The following is an 18,713-nucleotide window of genomic DNA, read 5'->3' on the forward strand; positions in this document are numbered from 1 at the left end:
CGCCGGCTGGTGACCCCCCGGGGGGCCTTTGCAGAAGGCATCCGACGCATGACGAAATATGCAGACAACTACGCTGGTATCCGGCAAGCGCAGGCGGAGGAGCGGGCGCATCCCTCTGATCTGGGAACGCGGCATTTCACGCTTGATGCGCTGAACGGCAGTTGGGTCGCACAGCTGCGGAGCCGGATCACGCAAGGGCTGATGAAACATGGCGGGCTGCGCCTGATGCAGCGGATTGCGCCGGTGGTGCGGTTGGGGCCGTATCACTTTGTCACGCGCCACGCCGATATTGTCGCGGCATTGCATCGGCCCGATGTGTTCGGCGTGCCCTTTGGCCCCGAGATGGAAGAGATGGCAGGCCCGCCGGTTTTTGCCTTGGGCGATGATGCACAGACCCATGCCGCGCAGATGGCGATTTTGCGCGATCCTTGGGCGGCGATTGATCCAGTGACCCATGTGCGCCCTGTGGTGCGCCGCGTGACCGAAGCTTTGCTGGAGGATAGCGGCGGGCAGATCGACATGGCGCGCGATGTCTTTATGCGCGTTACGGCAGAGGCCTGTCTGAAGACCTTTGGCATCGCGGCCCCGAGCGCGGAAAACTTTGCCGCGTTTTCGGCGGCCTGTTCCTCGCTGATCTTTGCCGACCCCTCGGGCACGCCTGCGGTGCGTCGGCAGGCGATGATCGGGGCCAAGCGCATCTGCGATCTGCTGGATGCCAGTATCGACGCCTATGCCAATCTGTCCGCCGACGAACGGGCGGACCCCGCACAGGCTGGGTTCTTGCAAGGGTTGATGGATCAGGTCGCGCGGCAAGGCGATGCTGGGCCGGTTTGGGAACAGTCGGACAAAGACACCGTGCGGGTGATCCTGTTCGGGGTGATCACCGGCTTTGTGCCCACCACCGCGCTTGCGGCGGGCAAGATACTCGACCAGATGCGCCGCAAGCCGGACCAGTTCCATCAGGCGCTGCGTTGTGCCGCGCGGGCCGAAGCCGCCCCCGATGACCCGCAGGCCCGCTTGGCCCTGCGTGACATATTGTTCGAGATCGCCCGCTTCAATCCGTCGCTTTTTCCCGGCCAGTTCCGCCTGCGTAAAGAGGCCGGCGATACCCACGGCCTGCCCGAGGCGCTGCGGCGGATCAAACCCGGTGCCGTGGTCATTCTGGCAACAGCGCAAGCCCTGCATGATCCGCGGGTGGTGAAACACCCCAACCGCTTCATGCCCGGCGAAGGGTTCCTGGCCAAGGACGGCACCGCGCTGCCGGATCTGTCCTTTGGTTTGGGGATGCATCACTGTCTGGGGCATGAGATGGCGCATGAGATCATCACCGAGGCGTTCCAGATCATCCTGTCGCGCCCCGGCATCGCCTTTCTGCCCGAGCGGCCAAAGTTCTATGGCCCCTATCTGGGCCGCTTGCGGATGCGGTTCGACATGGTGGACGGCCACGCGGCACAGTCGACGATCGTGGCGCCTGTGCCCTTGAAAGAGGGGGTGGATATAGAGGCGCTGCGCGCGGTCCTGGCGGGGTTGCAGGAGGAGACGTCGGATTTGAAGCAGGGGCTTGAGGGCACAGGGATCGTGCATTTCGCAAGCCTCAATCTGGTCAATCTGGGGGCCGAGACGCGGCTTGATGCGCGGCCCACGCATCTGCTGGCAGAGTTCAACACCGATGGCATGCCGCGGGACGCGCTGGCGCGGTTGGCGCAACGGATCGACGCGCCCTGTTCGACAGTGCTGCCGTTTCTGAAAGATGCGCAGGGCGGGTTTATCGCGGCGGTGCGCGCGCATCTGCTGCACCCCGATACCAAGCCCTGGGGCACCATCGGGGTGAACTTCAACGGCACCGAACATATGCCCGTGCGCCAGATCGAGGCGGAGAAAAACCTCTATGACTGGGCCGAGGCGCAGGTGCGGCAGCGCGCAGCCGAGGGCACCACGGACCCTGCTGATCTGGTGGCCGATATCCGCAGACAGATGCAGGAGGACCCTGCGAAAGCGGCGCTGCTGTACCGCCCATCCCATCGCTATCCGCGTTTCTCGCGGCACAAGGATTTCCCCTTCTCGGGGTTTATCGCGAAATATGCGGGGCTGGGGCTGAAGCCCTTGGCGGTCTTTGCGCTGCTGGCGTTGGTGCTGCCTGTGGGGCTGGTCGCCTTTGGTCTTGTCAGTCTGCTGCAGGCGGCGGATGTCTATGTCTCGCTGTGGATGGTGCCGCTGTTGCTTGCGCTCACGGTGGCGGGCGGGGTGCTGGCATGGTTGCGGCGGGTCGAGACGCGCGAGACGCCGGATGACCGCTATGCGCCTCATGATCACGTCGCCGCCGTGCAAGCGATGGAGGATCTGCCCGGCTATGCGCAGAACCACATCACCTCGGTCAGTGCCTTGAAGCCCGGGCTGCTGCGGCGGCTGACCACGGCGCTGGCGTTCCACATCATCAAATATATGAAAATCCTGTGGTTCCGCCCCGGCTTTGTCACCGATTTCGCCACCATCCATTATGCGCGCTGGTACTGCCCCAAAGGCAGTCAAAAGCTGATCTTTCAGGGCAATTATGACGGCAGCTGGGAAAGCTACCTAGAGGATTTCATCACCAAGGTGCACCGCGGCCAGACGATGGCGTGGAATAACTGCGTGGGCTTTCCGCGCAGCCGGTGGTTTTTTCTGGATGGGGCACAGGACGGCGACAGGTTCAAACGCTGGGTGCGGCGCCAGCAGGTGCAGACGCAGGTCTGGTACAGCCGCTTTCCGCTGCTGACCACTGGGATGATCCGCACCAATGCGCTGGTGCGCGACGGGCTGGCGCGGGCGCTGACCCATGACGAATATCGCGCATGGGCCAACCTATTCTACACCGCGCCGCGCCCGGCCGATGCGATCGAGACGGACCAGGTGCAGACCTTGCTGTTCAACGGGCTGGGGCGGCATCCGTTGATGACCGCGCGGGTGCTGCGCTTTGACACGGGGCAGGGGGGCAAACGCCTGATCGCGCAGTTGCTGCAAGAGGCGCGCAATGCCGAGACCCCCGGTGCGCCTTGGGATGCGCGGCTGAGCTTTGGCGACGCCTATCCCGATTATCCGGCGCATTTCATTGCTCTTTCCTCTGGCGGGCTGTCGCTGCTGGGGTTTCCCGACACGCCCCACGACGGGCGCGCGACGTTGCCCCACGCCTTTGCCAGCGGCATGGCGGCACGGGCGCGGGTGTTGGGCGATGCGGGCACGCCCGCCGATCCCGCCCGCTGGCGGTGGAGCGACGGTGCCGCGCATGCTTTGCTGCTGTCCTATGCCCGCGATCCTTCGGAGCAGGCGGCAACCGACGACACGCTGACCGTGATGTTCGAGCAATATGGCATCGCGGTGGACAGCATCGTGCGGGCGGATCTGCAACGCCGCGGCTTGGCCCATAGCGACGGGTTCGGCACGCGTGACGGTATCTCGCAGCCGATCATGCGCCACACCCAGGCCTTTGCCAAAGGCAAGGCCGCGCCGGATGATGTGGTCGGCGCGGGGGAGTTCATCCTGGGGTATCCCGATTCCCGGGGCTACCTGCCGCTGGCGATCACCGTGCCCGCCGATACGCCGGCGGCGCAGGGGCTGTCGGCGGTCGAGCGGCCGGTCACGGATCTGGTGCCGCGCTTTGGGCGGCTGCATCTGGGGGACCAGCGTGATTTTGGCCGCGGCGGGAGCTTTCTGGCGGTGCGGCAGATCTTGCACAATGACAAGGCTTTGAAGGATTTTGTGGCGGCCAAGGCGCGCGGGCTTGAGGCGCGACATCTGCCGCAAAAGGGCATCGCGGATGCGATCCGCGAGGATATGCAGGCCGACATCAGGATCCGGCAGGGCGACCACATGCCCGGCGACAAGGATATCGTGCTGGGGGATATGCAGCGCGGGCAGATGGATCAGTCGCCCTATGGCGATGTGCCTATGGGGCCGGATGCACGGCAGATCTGGATGGAGCAATGGATCACCGCCAAGATCATCGGTCGGTGGGCGGACGGCAGTTCACTGGCGCGCAACCCGTCGGTGTCGCGCAGCCTGCGCAACCGTGCGCGCTATCACGCGGTCGTGCGTCGCTATGTCGGGCTGCGCCTCAAGGCATTGCAGGCCGCCACGGACCAGCGCCCTGCGACCGACGGCCATCTTGTTGCGCTGCAGCAGTTCCTTGACCGGACACGCACGCCAAGGGGAAGCGTCCGTTTGGGCGTGGATGGCGGGCTGAGCATGGATGAGACGATCTGGACGGCGCAGGGCTGGGCCGCGTTCAACGATGCCTTGTCAGAGCTGGAGCATGAGGTCGGCCCGCTTGGCATACCGCGCGATCTGCTGCGGCCGGTGATCCCCGACAATGATTTCCGCCATGGCGAGGACGACCCCTTGGGGCTGTATTGCCCGATCGGGTCGCATATCCGCCGCGCCAACCCGCGCGACAGTTTCCGCCCCGGTCACGAGATCACATTGCAGATCAACAACCGCCATCGGCTGTTGCGGCGGGGCCGGACCTATAGCAGCGCGTTTGACGCGCCGCAGGACGCAGGCTTGATCGACGCGGGCTGGGTGCGGCGCGATACCGAAACTGTACCGCCGGTTGAGCAAGAGGAAGGCACCTTCTTTATGTGCTTTAACGCCAATATCGAACGGCAGTTCGAGTTCGTGCAGCAGACCTGGATCAACGCAGACGGGTTCCACGGCGGGCGGCATGGGCCAGACCCGTTGATCACGCCGAAACAGAAGGGTGATACGTTCATTATTCCGGGGTCGGAGGAGTCGCTGGCGCTGGATATGTGCCCGATGTCCCGCGCGGAAGGGGAGGGGGTCGCACAGCCTGCGCCGGTGGATTTCACCCGAACAGTGGCGGGGGGGTACTTCTTTATGCCAAGCAAACAGGCGCTGGCATATCTGTCGCAACCATAGGTTAGGCCCCTGAGCGTTTAGCGATGAAAAACCGCCTGATGCGTTCTTTTTTCACGATTTTTTCACGGAGCGCCGCGCAAAAAATTACGGTACGTTTACGGTCGATTTTTAACCTTTCTTAACCTGCTGCGATTTCGGCAGGCACCCGCCCGCTTGGGGCTATTTAGAAAGGGCATTGAAATGAAACTTTACATGCAATTGATGACAACGACCGCACTGGCGCTGAGCGTCGCGGCCTGCGGGTCATCGAACGGGGTCGACAAGGTGATTGATGTGACAGACATCACCGAAGAGGCGCAGGCCAAACGGACCTTTGCAACAGACGAGGATGGTGATCCGGTCGATGCCGGTGCTGCGATCGCGTCAGGCAAGACGCTGACCGCGCGCGCCGTGGGCGTCGCCTTGCAGAACCTGAACTATCACACCGGGGAAACCAGCACGACGACTGATGTCACCGCGTCGATCAAGCGCAATGACGATGGCGCGCTGACCGTGACCATCGACGGCGAAGAGCTGGCGTTCACCCCTGCCGACGTGAATGGCGAAGGTGACGGCTACGAGGTCGAAGTGGATGGCAAATTCGCCGGGGTCTACAACTTTAATGGTCCGGTCGAAGAACTGCTGACGGCGGGCAATGGCTTTGCCCAGGTGGTAAGCATTTTCCGGACTTCAGAGAACGCCGAAGGTCATGTGTCGGGTGACAATACCTTTGCGATCTTTGGCACAGAGACGGCGGATGAAGATCTGAAGGATCTGCCAAAAGCCGAATATACGGGCCGGTCGCGGATCAATGTTGTGCCAAACAGCGGCTTCGAATCTAACAGCGAAAGCCGGTACAAGGTGCGCAGCGAAATTGCGATGACGGCAGACTTTGGCGCGGGCGAGATCTGGGGCACCATCGGGAACACCACCATCGAAGACCCCGAAGACGGTGAACGTGATGCCGTTGAAGGGACCATCGCGATGGATAAAACCACGTTCGACAACAACGGTTTTGCCGGGACGTTGACGGCAGATGCGGACTTCATCAGCGATATCGACGTCAATAGCGCCGAAGGGACGTACTCCGGTGCGTTCTATGGGCCAAACGCCGAACAGGTTGCCGGTGCGCTGACATTTGGTATCGGCGCTGACGACGGGTCGCTGAACGGGAACGGCTACTTCTCGGCCGACAAAGTCGACTAAGGTCGACGACAACGGGATAGAGAAGCGTCGATCAAATTACGGGTCCCGCTTCTCTGGGCGTGGGCATGACCTCAAGCCATGCCTGCGTCTCCCCATTATTTCATGTGGGAGACGCAGTGCAGAGTTCAGGTTTCACGCCGATTTAACTGCTTGAGGGTTAATCCATGAAACATCTTCTTTTTGCCGCCCTGATGGGCGTTCTTTTGGCGTGCCAATCGCCCGGACAGGCGCAGGCCGCGACACCACAGAATTATCTGGAACAGGGAAACTATGACGCCGCGCGGGCCAGTCTGGCGCAGCTGGTCAAGGGCGATCCGAACGGGCCGCTGCATCAGGCCTATCTGGAAGGTCAAATCCTGATGCGCCAGAACCAGCCTGCGGCGGCGGTTGATCTGTTTCGCGATCTGGTACGCATCGCGCCCGATTATGAACCGGCAAGACGAGAGCTGACCCTGCTGCTGGCCTATCGCGGTGACGTGACCGCTGCGCGCTATCATGCGGAACGGTTGGTCGCGGAAACCGCCGACGAACAGCTGCGCGCCGGATTGCAGACCTTTATCCTGAATAATAGCTCGCGCAAGCCCGGCGGCTTTGCCCTGCGGTTCGCGCTGTTGCCGTCGTCGAACCAGACCCGCGGCAGTGCCGAGCAGGAAATCCTGATTGGCGGGGTGCCGTTCACGCTGAACCCTGCGTCGCGCGCGTCTTCCGGGGTGGGGCTGGCGATTGGCGGCACTGCGTGGCGGCGCTGGCAATGGAATGAAAGATGGTCCGGCGTGGGCACCGCCAGTCTGGATGCGAAATTCTACGATTCCGCGCTGAACACGGAAACCACGGCCGTCGCACGGTTCGATGTCATTCGTGGCGGGCAGCGGGGGCGGTTCTCTTTCGGGCCGATTGCCGAGCTGAGCTTTTCTGATTCAGACATCGTGCGACGACGGTGGGGGGCGGAGCTCCGCGGCGCCTATCAGCTGCGTCCGCGTGATCTGGTGTCGGGGGCGCTTCGGTTTGATCGGCAGACCTATGACCAAAGCCCGTTTCGGGACGGGCACCGGATGCGAGCCTCGGTCTCGTACCAACATCGGTTGACGCCCACGCTCGGGCTATCCTTCGGCCTGTCGCAGCTGCGCGAAACGACACAGCGCGCGCATCTGGATCACCATGAAACCGGCGTGTCGATGGGGATCGACAAACAGTGGAAATCGGGTCTCTCGACCGGCGTGATACTGGCATACGAACAGGACAGATACGACGGCATCTTCCCCGGCACCACGACCCCGCGCGAGGATGACACCACCAGCCTCACCTTCACCGTGCAGCACAACAAGGTGCAGATCGGGAAATACGTGCCGCGCATCACCTATACCTACACGCGGGCGAAATCGAATGTGGCGTTGTTCGACTATGACAGCCACGACATCGGGGCGAGTCTCTCGCTCAAGTTCTGACGTGGGGCGGGCAGCCTGACGGGGTGCCCGTTCCTGCAAACACCAAAGAGACGGCCCGAATATCCTGACAAAACACAGGTTTGCGGGCCAATCGGGCATGCCTTTGCCGTAAAACTTTCAAAAATTTGGATTAATTCGCCTGCCTTACCTTGCGGCGCCTCGATCCGAGGTGCAGAAAGACGCCATCTACGCGGTGGTCTGCAAAGCAAGGGAGACACGTATGAAAGACTGGAACGCTTTGGCGAGCGCGCTGTATGACGGCAGCTTTCGGCCCATGTTCATCAATGGTAAATGGTGCCCGGCCCAATCGGGCGCAGAGATGGATGCGCGCAATCCGGCGAACGGGTCTTTGCTGGCGACTGTACCGCAGGGGGGCGCGGCGGATATTGATGCCGCCGTAAAAGCCGCCCGCGCGGCGTTCGAGGGGCCTTGGGCCAAGTTCACCCCGTTCGAGCGTCAGGCGCTGCTGCTGCGCATCGCCGACAAGTTCGAGGCAGAATGGGAACGCCTGTGCCTGTCGGACACGTTGGATATGGGGATGCCGATCCAGCGCACGCTGGCCAACAGCCGTCGCGTTTTGGGGATGTTGCGGTTCTATGCGGGGCAGGCGGTGATGATCCACGGCCAGACAATCCCGAACTCCTTCCCCGGCGAGATCTATTCATCCACCGTGCGTGAACCCGTGGGCGTGGTCGGGGCGATCATCCCGTGGAATGCGCCAATCGCCGGTTCCGTCTGGAAGATCGCGCCCGCGCTGGCGACCGGCTGCACCGTGGTCTTGAAACCGTCCGAGGAGGCGTCGCTGACCGTGCTGATGATCGCGCGGTTGATGCAAGAGGCGGGGCTGCCCGACGGGGTGCTGAATGTGGTGACCGGATTGGGGGCCGATGCCGGTGCCGCGCTGGCGGCGCATCCGGATGTGGACAAGATCGTGTTCACCGGCTCAACCGCCACCGGTCAGGCGATTGCCCGCGCGGCAACGGGCACGTTGAAACGCGTCTCGCTTGAGCTGGGGGGTAAATCGCCGGTCATCGTTTGTAAGGATGCGGATATCGACAAGGCGGTGCCCGTGGCCGCGATGTCGGTCTTTGCCAATTCGGGTCAGATCTGCATCGCCGGATCGCGGTTGTTTGTGGCGCGCGAGATCCATGATGAATTCACCCGCCGCGTGGCGGAGTTTGCCGCAGGGCTGAAGATCGGGCAGGGGATTGACGAGGGCACGGATATCGGGCCCATCATCTCAGCCCGTCAGGCTGAACGGATCGCCGGTTTCCTGTCGGACGGTCCGGCCGAGGGCGCAACGGTTCTGACCGGCGGGCAACGCGCCGAAGGGGCGGCGCTGGAGGGTGGGCATTTCATCCAGCCCACCGTTTTTGGCGGCGTCACCGACGACATGCGCATCGCCCGCGAAGAGATCTTCGGCCCCGTGATTTCCGCGCTGCCGTTCGATGATCTGGACGAGGTCGTGACCCGCGCCAATGACACGCCCTATGGGCTGGCTGCTGGTGTATTCTCGACCAATCTGGGGACGGCGCACAAGCTGGCACATCGGCTGAAAGCAGGGTCCGTCTGGGTGAATATGTATCACGCCATTGATCCAGCAGTGCCCTTTGGCGGGGTCAAGATGTCGGGTTATGGCCGTGAAGGCGGGACCGAGCATCTGGAAGAATATCTGGACACCAAAGCGATCTGGATCAACGCGGATTAAACCGCGCTGCGGGACAAAGGGAGGAACGCGATGAAAGTTGGCATTATCGGTGTCGGTCTGATGGGCCATGGCATTGCGCGGAACGTCTTGCGCAAGGGCAAGTTCGAACTGGGCTTTCTGGATCACCCCGGCAACCAGCCGGTAGACGAGATTACGGGCCTTGGCGCTGTGGCGTATGACACGCCTGCCGCGCTGGCGGCGGTGAGTGATGTGATCATACTCTGCGTCACCGGATCGCCTCAGGTGGAGGCGATTGTCACGGGCGATCACGGGCTGGTGTCGGCGTTGAAACCCGGCGCGGTGGTTGTCGATTGTTCGACCGCGCTGCCCGACAGCACCCTGTGTATGGGCGACGCGGTGCAGGCCGCGGGCGGGGCCTATCTGGATGCGCCGATGACACGCACGGCGAAACACGCCCATGACGGGGCGTTGAACCTGTTGGTGGGGGGTGACGCCGCGGTGCTGGAAAAGGTCCGGCCCGTGCTGGCAAGCTTTACCGATACGGTCGACCACGTCGGTGCGCTTGGCCACGGGCACCGGTTGAAGCTGCTGCATAATTATGTGTCGGTCGGGTTCATGACCCTGCTGGCCGAGGCCGCAGCGCAGGCCGCCGATGCGCAGATCGATCCGCAGGTGTTCGTGGACGTTCTGGCTGGCGGGGGCGGGGCCAGTGTCGCGCTGGACCGCCTTGCCCCCTATATCACGCAAGGCGACCGCGAAGGGCTGCCCTTTTTCGTCAGCAATGCACAAAAAGACATCGACTATTACCGTGCCATGTCGACCGCATCGGGGGCGCAACAGACCGTCGCCGATAACGTCTCTGCCGCGCTCGCCCGAACGGTCGAGGCGGGGCATGGTCAGGCCTATGTGCCCGAGCTGGTAAAGTTGTTCCGGAAATCCGCGCAGGGCTAAGCCAGCGTTGCGCGGTGCCACGAGGGCTGCATCTTGTCAGCTTTGGTGGGTTTAGATAGCACATCCACAAGGTTACTGGGAGGTTACCATGAAATTCAATCTGACACATTTTGCGGCCGCAAGCGCGTTTGTCGCGCTGGCGGGTTCCGCCGCCGCGCAGACCGAGATCAAGATCGGCTATGCTCTGGCCCCCGACAGCCACTACGGCGTCGCGGCGCAGAAATTCGAAGAGGTGGTGCTGGCGGAGACCGGCGACCAGTTCAGCTTCAAGCATTTCCCGTCCTCGGGTCTGGGCGGCGAACGCGAAGTGATCGAGGGGCTGCAACTGGGCACCATCGAGGCAACAATCGTGTCCTCGGGCACGCTGGCGAACTTCGTCCCCGCCACCGGTGTTTTTGACATTCCGTTCCTGTTCAGCGGGTTGGACCACGCCCGCGCCGTGCTCGACGGGCCCATCGGTCAGGACATTCTGGGCGAGTTCGACACTGTCGGCCTGCACGGTCTGGCATGGGGCGAACAGGGCTTTCGCCACATCACCAACAACCGCAATGCGATCCACACGCCTGCCGATGTCGAAGGGCTGAAGATCCGCACGATGGAAAACCCCGTGCACCTCGCCGCATTCGACGCCATGGGGGCCGCCCCCACGCCGATGGCCTGGCCCGAGGTGATTTCGTCGTTGCAGCAAGGTGTGATCGACGGTCAGGAAAACCCGCTGTCGGTGATCGTTTCGGTCAAGCTGAACGAAGTTCAGAAATATCTGACCCTGTCGGGCCACGTCTATTCGCCCGCGATGCTGCTGGTGTCCAAACCTTTCTGGGACGGGCTGGACGACGATCAGAAAGCCGCGATGGAGAAAGCCGCGACGCAAGCGGCTGCCGCGATGCGGGGCTATGTCGACAACGTGGAAACCTCGGGTGTGGAAACGCTGAAAGAGCGTGGCATGGAAGTAAACGCCCTGTCCGCCGAAGAGAAAGCCGCGTTTCAGGCGTCGATCAAATCGGCCTATGAAGGCTACTATGACACCTACGGCCAAGAGCTGGTCGACTCGATCGTAAACTTCGAGTGAGCAATACCGCCGGCATCCAACGGATGCCGGCGACATCGGGCGAGGGGAAGCCGTGAAGAGACTGGAAACCATTTTCGTGGCGTTGAACGGTTGGGCGCTGATCCTCATGCTGTCGGCAATGACGCTGGTCGTCGGTGCCAATATCACCCTGCGCTATGTGACCGCCCATTCGCTGCCTTGGGCAGACGAGGCGGCGCGCTACCTGATGATCTGGATGACCTTTGGCGGCGCGGGACTTGTGCTGCGCACCGGCGGGCATGTCGCGATCACCAACCTACAGGATGCACTGCCCAGCATGGGGCAAAAGCTGCTGCGGGCGGGGATTGCCATGGGGCTTTTGGTCTTTTTCGGTTTCATGGTCTACGTCGGCATCCAATATGCGCAGCGCATGCAGTATCAGGTGACGCCCGCACTGCGGATGCCCTTCCTGTATGTCTACGCGGCGATGCCGGTCGGATTTGCGCTGCTGATCGCCCACCTGCTGCTGATTGCGCGCCCCTTCATCATGGCGGGGGATTATAAACGTATGGATGGGGCCACCGCCGATCCGCTGCCCGGAGGCGCAAATGGCTGAGATACTTTTTCCCGCGCTTTTCGTATTGCTCGCCCTTGGTCTGCCCGTGGCCTTTGCGATGGCGATATCCGTCTTTGTCGCGCTGAGCTTCGGGTCGTCCTACCCCAACCTCGTTGTGGTGAAAGAGATGTTCTCGGGCCTTGATAGTTTCCCGCTTCTGGCGGTGCCGTTCTTTATACTCGCGGCAGAGATCATGACCGGCGGGGCGGTGACCCTTGCGATGCTGCGCTTGGCACAATCGCTGGTGGGGCATCTGAAAGGGGGCTTGGGTCATGCGAATGTAGTCAGCTCTGCCATGTTCGCGGGGATCTCCGGCTCGGCGCTGGCCGATGCTGCGGGGCCGGGGACGATGATGATCCGCATGATGGAGAAGGGTGGCTATGGCCGTGCCTATGCCGGAGCGCTGACCATCTCGAGCTCGGTCGTGGGGCCGATTATCCCGCCGTCGATCACGATGATTATCTACGCCATGCAGGACCAGCAGGTATCGGTCGGGTCGCTGTTCATGGCGGGTGTGCTGCCGGGTATCCTGATCACCGCAGCGGTGCTGCTGGCCAATGCGCGGGTCAGCCACAAACGCGGCTATGCCAGCGGCGCGCCGATGCCTCCCTTGGCCGAGATCGCGCGGATCGCGCTTTACGCGCTGCCCGCGCTGATGCTGGTGGTGCTGATCGTCGGCGGTATCCGTTTTGGCGTGTTCACCCCGACCGAGGCGTCGGTGATCGCGGTCTTCTACGCGCTGTTCGTCGGCATGTTCGTCTACCGGTCGCTGCGGGTCGCGGATCTGCCCGCGATCATCCTGCGCGCGGCCCTGGTGTCGGGGGCGGTGCTGCTGATCCTTGGCGCGGCGCGGGCCTTTGCCTGGGTGTTGATCATCGAAGGCGTGCCGCAGTTTCTGGCAGAGACGATCATTGCCTGGGATCTGTCGCCGATTGTCTTTTTGCTGGCGGTGAATGCGCTGTTGCTGGTCTTTGGCCTGTTTATGGACCCGCTGCCCGGGGTGATGATCCTTGTGCCGATCCTTGCGCCCATCAGCTTTGCGCTTGGGATCGACCCGGATCATTTCGCGATTATCGTGATTGTGAACCTGACCCTTGGTCTGACCACACCGCCGGTGGGAAGCCTGATTTTTGTCGTCTCGTCGGCGGTGAACATCAAGCCATCGGCCCTGATCAAGGAAATGCCGCCGTTCTTTATCGCACTGATGGGGGCGTTGCTGTTGATCACCTTTATCCCTGCGCTGTCCACTTGGTTGCCGACGCTCAGCGGGTTCTAGGGGGAACTGTCCTTTGATATCGGGTTGTTTGCCAAGGATAAAACCCAATTTAACCGTGCCTTAAGCAAAATAAACTTTCCCAGATTCGTGAAGTGTGGTCATGTTGGGGAAAAAGTTGGGCAGGCAATGACAATAACTTATGCAGCAGCGCGCAATGCGCCGATGTTGGCGTTGGAAGATGAACGTGTCCTGTTAAAGGATTGGCAGGTCAGCAAAGATAAGTTCGCACTTGAATCCTTGGTGCTGTCCCATGCGCGTATCGTGTTCTACTGGGCGCGCAAGCTCAGCGATGATCAGGCCGAACGCGAAGACCTGATTTCCGAAGGGATACTGGGGCTGATCCACGCCGCCGATCTGTTTGATCTGGATCGGGACGTGCGGTTTTCGACCTATGCGAAATGGTGGGTCAAGAACGCCACGATGACCGCCCGCAACCACCTGCGCGCCATTGTCGAGACTCCGGCGGGCGTGCAGAGAACGGTGCAGCATTCCATTGACGATGATGACAGCTTTGCGCTGCTGGCCTCGGAAGACCCCAACCCCGAAGAGGCCGTGATCGCGCAGTCGTCGCAAACCCTGATCCGCGCGCGATTGCTTGAGGCGATGGAACGGCTTCAGCCGATGGACCGCGAGGTGCTGCGGGCGCGGACCTTGCAGCAGCCACCCGAAAGCATTCAGGATCTTGCCACGCGGATGGAGGTCACCCCCGCCAAGCTGCGCCAGATCGAACGCCGCGCGATGTCGCGGTTGAAGTATGAGCTCGCGGCGCGTGGCGTCATGACAAGCAAGATGCACTGAGATGAATGTCGCTTTATCCGCATTGATGACGGGGCAGGCTGGCGTGAAAACCGGCAAGGGCTCCAGCGCCGTGCCCGAAGGGTTCGCCGCGCTGATGGGGACCGTCGCAATTGGCGAGGCAGGTGCTGCGGTACCGCCCTTCACCCTCGGCCCCGATGGTGAGCCTATTCTGCAGGGTAGTGACGATATCACCCCCGAAGGGATGGCAGATGTGCTGGGGCTTTCGCTGACCACAGAGCAAGCGGGCGATCCGACGGCCCTGTCGATGGAGGCATCCTTCACCGGTCTGATGTCGGCCGCCCAACCGACGGGCGAGGGGGCTATCGTTCAAGCAACTGGGCAAGTAACCACCGCAACCACGGTCGGCGCCCCCGCAGTCGCTGTGCCACAGGCATTCGTGCAAGGTGTCGCGGGCGAAACTGACCCTCAGTTGCCGTTGGCCGCGCCACCATTGGCCGCTGACGCGGTAGCGGCCAATGTGACGCAGGCCGCTGTTAAGGTCGCGCCCGAAACGGCTGCACCTGCGGTGCCATCCCCTGTCGAGGCGAAAACCGATGTCAAAATCGCGGCACCCGCACCGCAAACCTCTGTTGTGCCGCAGCCCGTTACTGCCCCCGCGACAGCAGTAGCGGCACAGCAACCAATCGCTGCTACGGCAGAGGTTCAAAGCGTTGCGCAAACGCAGGGGGTGGCGGGGGTGCAACCCGTCCCTAAACCGCAGGTTAGTGAGAAGGTTTCGACCCCGCCGCGTGCAGCACCCCAAGCCGCGGCCGCTGTTGAGGGAACCGCCCCGCCAGAACCATCAATTGACGCGGATACGCCCGTCGCGCCGTTGCGACAGGCCGCTTTCGGGGCGGAGCAGCCGACCTTTTTGAACGCAGGTCAGAATGGCGCAGCCGCACAGGGCAAAGCGCCCGTTGATGTCACCGCGACCTTCCGGCCCGCCGAGGTGGTTCAGGCGCAGCCCGTGGAAAGCAACGCGCTGATCCTCGCTGACCAAGCAAGCGATTTGAAAGCCGCCGCGCCAAGTGCCGAGACGCAGGCCAAACCTGCACCGAAACCCTTTGCCGATGCGCTGATTTCCCAAGTGAAGGCCGTCGAGGCGAAAGAGGGCCGGACCTCGGTCAGCTTGCATCCGCGCGGGTTGGGGCAAATCGAGATCGAGGTCGTCACCGACAAGGATAGCGGCACCCGGGTTGTGGTCCGTGTCGAAAACCCTGCCGTGCTGCAAACGCTGCGCGATGAACGCCAGCTTTTGGCGCAGGGGCTTGGGTTTACCGACGCGGGCAGCTTTGAATTCCAGCAGGGGTTCTCTGACGAGGGTGCGCGCGATCAACAACGCTCTACCGCGGGGTTCGGTGGGGGCATTGATGACGGCGCAGGCCCTGTGACCGCTGGCGTTCAGCACAAAAATGTGGTGGATGACGGACAACTTGATATTCTCACCTAAGGGGGTGTGATCCATGCTGACAAGCCAGACACTGTTGAACAATTTCACAAGCACGAACCAAAGCTCGGCGCAGGATTCACTGGGCCAGTTGGGCGAGGATTATACCAAGTTCCTGACCCTGCTGACCGCGCAGATCCAGAACCAGGATCCGCTTGAGCCGGTCGATAGCACGCAGTTTGTCGCACAGCTTGCGCAGTTGTCGCAGGTGGAACAAGCGGTGCAGACCAATACCCAGCTTGAGACATTGACCAGCCAGATCAGCGGCTTGCTGAATCTGGGGGGCACCGATCTTTTGGGGCGCGATGTCACAGTGCAATCTGATGTGGTGATGCTGGAAGATGGCACGACCTCGACCTCCTACGAGGTGGGGGCCGGCGCAGCCGAGGTCACCGCGAAAATCTATGATCCGCTGGGGCGCAATGTGCGTACGATCAACGGCCTGTCCACAGTATCCGGCACCACGAACCCGCTGGGATGGGATGGCAAGGACGATTACGGCAACGCGCAGTTGGCGGGGAAATACACCGTGGTGCTGACGGCGAAAGATGCCGCTGGCAACAATATCGCGATCCAGCCGTCGCGCAGTGCCCGCGTCGAAGATGTACGTTTCCGCGAGGGAGAGATCATCTTTGGTCTGGACGGCGGCGAAACCGCGTCGTCGATCACCGTGAAATCGGCGAGCTGATCGGATCCGTCAGTTGCGCAGGCTGGTATTGGCGTAAAAGCTGTTCAGCCGCGCCGTGCGGACCGCCGGGAAATTAACGTAGAGCTTGCGCACGATTTGCGCGGCAAGCTCTGCTTTGCGGGCTTCTTCTTCGATCGGTTGGGCGAGGCTCAGGTCGGTTTCCGCAAGCTCGGCGATCGCTGACACGGTTGCGTCACGCAAACGGGCGCGCCCGACGGCACCGTTGATCTCGTGAAACGACGAAGCCCCCATGACATAGACATCCATGTCAAACACCAGATGCAGGATTTTGCGGCTCTGGATGATTTGCATGGTGAATTTGCCCAAGGGCATTTTGAACATCAACTCTTGCGTGGCCGCCTGATCCGAGGGGGCCGATGTCGTTGGCCGCATAAAGCGTTCCCCGACATAGCCCATGGCCCCCGCACCAATCACGCAAACGGCGATGATGATGTATTTGATCACACCCGCGTCCCGCCTTAGTAGGGCAGGAACACTTCAAGCGCGTCCTGACCGTAGCGCGCGGTTTGCACCGTCGAAATCTGCCCGCGCCCACCATAGGTGATCCGCGCCTCGGCGATTTTATCGTAGTCGATGGTGTTCCCGACGTTGATATCGGACTGACGGATGATGCCGGCGATGCGCAGCTCGCGCAGTTCGTTGTTCACCTTGACCTCTTGCCGTCCGGCGATCACGAAATTCCCGTTGGGTAGGGTCTGGATCACTAGAGCGGCCACGCGCAGACGTATCGTCTCGTTCCGGCGGATCGATCCTTCGCCTTCGCTGGACGAGCTGCTCGACAGGCCAATCAGCTGCCCGCTATCGGTCGAGGTGTCGAAGTTCAGGATATCGGGGTCGTCCACCCCAGTGGAGGAGGACCGGCTGCGCCCTGTGGCATTTTGCAACTGCGCGCGGTCATCGATATCGATCAGAACGGTGACCAGATCGCCCACGTCGCCGGCGCGACGATCCTGAAACAGACGCGGTGTTGAATTGCTCCAGAGGCTGGCCTGATCCGCGCGTTTGGGCTGTTCAGGCGCTTTGGGCAGAGGCATCGGGATGCTCACGCGGTTGACCTCGCCCATGTGGTCGGGGCTGAGCGTCAGATCGCTGACCGTGGGGTTGTGGGTTTCCTGAAAATCACCACAGGCCGCCAGAAAAAGCGCCGAAGCTGCAAGCAGGCAGCCGAGCCGAGCGGGAAAACGAAGGGATGTCATTGTACGACCTCGACGACGCCTGCTGCCATCGCGATGGTCGACAGGGCCTTGTTGCTGGAAAGATTGACGACGCGCAGTTCCTGACCTTTATGGGCATCATCCAGGGCACGTCCTTTGGCCGTTAGCTGCAACCCGCCGTGGGTCAGGCGGATTTTGACCTTTTCACCGCGGCTGATGATACGGGGCGGCATGACCGAATTGCGCGGGACGGGGCGGCCGGTGACCAGCATACGACGCACCTGCTGGCCGACGAGTTGATCATATTCATTGATCGCATAGCTGCCGACCCGCTGCATCGGCATTTCGACCAGCGATACGTCTTGGGCGCGGACGATTTCATCGGGCACGATGCGCCGGTTGGGAACAGGCACGGTCAATGTCACCATCGCCAGACCCCATACGCGTTGCGGGACACCGCTGTCGGTTACCACATTTGCGATGAATTGGCCCGAGTCAGGGTCGATCCAGAACTCCTGCACGAAGTTGCCCTTCTTGATCATCCCCTCGGCCATGCGGATATCCAGCTTGGCTTTTGCGGGCAAAGTGGCACCCAGTTCGGCGACGGCGCGTTCCTCGATCAGGTCGGTCACGGGCACCGATTGCGCAAGCGCAGGGCCAGCGACGACAAGGGCGGCGGCAAGCTGGAACAACACGAAAAGGGCAATGGCAACACGTTTCATCGGTTCAACCCGTTACTTGATCTGGTTCGTCGTGGTCATGATCTGATCGGCGGTCTCGATCGCCTTGGAGTTCATCTCGTAGGCGCGCTGTGCCGAAATCAGGTCGGTGATCTGCTGGATGATGTTGACGTTCGACTGTTCAAGATATCCCTGCCGTGTGATGCCGACGCCGGGGGTGCCGGGGACGTTCTGCACAGGCTCACCCGACGCGGCGGTCTGCTCCATCAAGTTATCACCGACGGGTTTCAGGCCCGCTTCGTTCAGGAAGGTCGCAAAGTTCAACTGGCCCAGTTCCACCGGTTCAGGGTCGTTTTCAACATAGGCCATGACCACGCCTTCTTGGTTGATTTCGACCTGACGGGTCAGTTCGGGCACGATGATCGCGGGCTCTACCTCATAGCCGTTCAGGGTGACCAGCTGGCCTTCAGCGCTCAACTGGAAGTTCCCGTCGCGGGTAAAGGCCTGGGTGCCATCGGGACGGTTCACGGTGAAATAGCCGCGCCCCTCGATCGCGAGGTCCAGCTGGTTTTCGGTCTGGATCAAGCCGCCCTGGATGTTGTGACGGATCACGCCCGCCGCCTGCACGCCCAAGCCGATATCAGTGCCTACGGGCCGCGCAGTGCCTTCTTCGGAGGTCAGCGATCCGGCGCTTGCAAAGCTTTGGTAGACCAGATCCTGAAACGCGGCGCGCCCGCTTTTAAAGCCGGTGGTGTTGGCGTTGGCGATGTTGTTGGCGATAACGTCAACGTTGGTCTGTTGCGCCAACATGCCCGTGGCCGCGATCCCGAGTGCTTTCATCTTAT

At 61.9% G+C, this 18,713-nt stretch carries 15 protein-coding genes; 11 read left to right on the forward strand and 4 right to left on the reverse strand.

From position 1 onward, the window contains the following. Positions 1-48: 48 nt before the first annotated feature. The 11 genes from ACNQ62_RS13115 to ACNQ62_RS13165 all read left to right on the forward strand — a co-directional run bounded on the left by ACNQ62_RS13115 (position 49) and on the right by ACNQ62_RS13165 (position 16,013). Positions 49-4,911 (forward strand): cytochrome P450, encoded by a 4,863-nt coding sequence (locus ACNQ62_RS13115; protein WP_418095035.1) that lies wholly within the window; start codon positions 49-51, stop codon positions 4,909-4,911. 192 nt (positions 4,912-5,103) lie between these two features. Further along, positions 5,104-6,096 (forward strand): transferrin-binding protein-like solute binding protein, encoded by a 993-nt coding sequence (locus ACNQ62_RS13120; RefSeq protein ID WP_235208571.1) that lies wholly within the window; start codon positions 5,104-5,106, stop codon positions 6,094-6,096. Between the two features lie 164 nt (positions 6,097-6,260). Then, complete coding sequence (locus ACNQ62_RS13125) at positions 6,261-7,541, forward strand: surface lipoprotein assembly modifier (protein ID WP_418095036.1); 1,281 nt, start codon at positions 6,261-6,263, stop codon at positions 7,539-7,541. Positions 7,542-7,761: 220 nt separating this feature from the next. Continuing rightward, the gene (locus ACNQ62_RS13130; protein WP_288960706.1) at positions 7,762-9,249 is read left to right on the forward strand and encodes an aldehyde dehydrogenase family protein; all 1,488 of its coding nucleotides are present in this window, start codon (positions 7,762-7,764) and stop codon (positions 9,247-9,249) included. A gap of 30 nt (positions 9,250-9,279) precedes the next feature. Beyond that, the gene (locus tag ACNQ62_RS13135; RefSeq protein ID WP_418095037.1) at positions 9,280-10,161 is read left to right on the forward strand and encodes an NAD(P)-dependent oxidoreductase; all 882 of its coding nucleotides are present in this window, start codon (positions 9,280-9,282) and stop codon (positions 10,159-10,161) included. 88 nt (positions 10,162-10,249) lie between these two features. Next, a complete protein-coding gene (locus ACNQ62_RS13140; protein WP_418095038.1) occupies positions 10,250-11,230 on the forward strand; it encodes a TRAP transporter substrate-binding protein in 981 nt (326 codons plus the stop codon). A 52-nt stretch (positions 11,231-11,282) separates the two neighbouring features. Next, the gene (locus tag ACNQ62_RS13145) at positions 11,283-11,804 is read left to right on the forward strand and encodes a TRAP transporter small permease (RefSeq protein ID WP_418095039.1); all 522 of its coding nucleotides are present in this window, start codon (positions 11,283-11,285) and stop codon (positions 11,802-11,804) included. Next, positions 11,797-13,080: a TRAP transporter large permease gene (locus ACNQ62_RS13150; RefSeq protein WP_009824360.1), complete on the forward strand. Its 1,284-nt coding sequence runs from the start codon at positions 11,797-11,799 to the stop codon at positions 13,078-13,080. The genes ACNQ62_RS13145 and ACNQ62_RS13150 overlap by 8 nt, the downstream gene beginning before the upstream one ends. A gap of 126 nt (positions 13,081-13,206) precedes the next feature. Beyond that, a complete protein-coding gene (locus ACNQ62_RS13155) occupies positions 13,207-13,878 on the forward strand; it encodes a sigma-70 family RNA polymerase sigma factor (RefSeq protein ID WP_180829492.1) in 672 nt (223 codons plus the stop codon). 1 nt (position 13,879) lies between these two features. Continuing rightward, entirely contained in the window at positions 13,880-15,328 is a 1,449-nt protein-coding gene (locus ACNQ62_RS13160) for a flagellar hook-length control protein FliK (RefSeq protein WP_418095040.1), read from the forward strand. Between the two features lie 13 nt (positions 15,329-15,341). Further along, entirely contained in the window at positions 15,342-16,013 is a 672-nt protein-coding gene (locus ACNQ62_RS13165) for a flagellar hook assembly protein FlgD (RefSeq protein ID WP_180829495.1), read from the forward strand. Positions 16,014-16,022: 9 nt separating this feature from the next. Here ACNQ62_RS13165 and ACNQ62_RS13170 read toward each other — a convergent pair whose 3' ends face one another. From ACNQ62_RS13170 to flgG, 4 genes are read right to left on the reverse strand one after another with little or no spacing between them, the layout of a single operon-like run. Next, positions 16,023-16,478: a hypothetical protein gene (locus ACNQ62_RS13170; protein WP_005849008.1), complete on the reverse strand. Its 456-nt coding sequence runs from the start codon at positions 16,476-16,478 to the stop codon at positions 16,023-16,025. Positions 16,479-16,492: 14 nt separating this feature from the next. Continuing rightward, positions 16,493-17,230, reverse strand: a complete 738-nt coding sequence (locus ACNQ62_RS13175) for a flagellar basal body L-ring protein FlgH (protein WP_005849010.1) — start codon at positions 17,228-17,230, stop codon at positions 16,493-16,495. Beyond that, complete coding sequence (gene flgA, locus ACNQ62_RS13180) at positions 17,227-17,910, reverse strand: flagellar basal body P-ring formation chaperone FlgA (protein ID WP_418095041.1); 684 nt, start codon at positions 17,908-17,910, stop codon at positions 17,227-17,229. The genes ACNQ62_RS13175 and flgA overlap by 4 nt, the downstream gene beginning before the upstream one ends. 12 nt (positions 17,911-17,922) lie before the next feature. Continuing rightward, positions 17,923-18,708, reverse strand: a complete 786-nt coding sequence (flgG, locus tag ACNQ62_RS13185; RefSeq protein WP_005849013.1) for a flagellar basal-body rod protein FlgG — start codon at positions 18,706-18,708, stop codon at positions 17,923-17,925. Between the last annotated feature and the right edge of the window lie 5 nt (positions 18,709-18,713).

The organism is Sulfitobacter sp. SBS6, from assembly GCF_048285585.1.
Taxonomy (GTDB): domain Bacteria; phylum Pseudomonadota; class Alphaproteobacteria; order Rhodobacterales; family Rhodobacteraceae; genus Sulfitobacter; species Sulfitobacter pontiacus.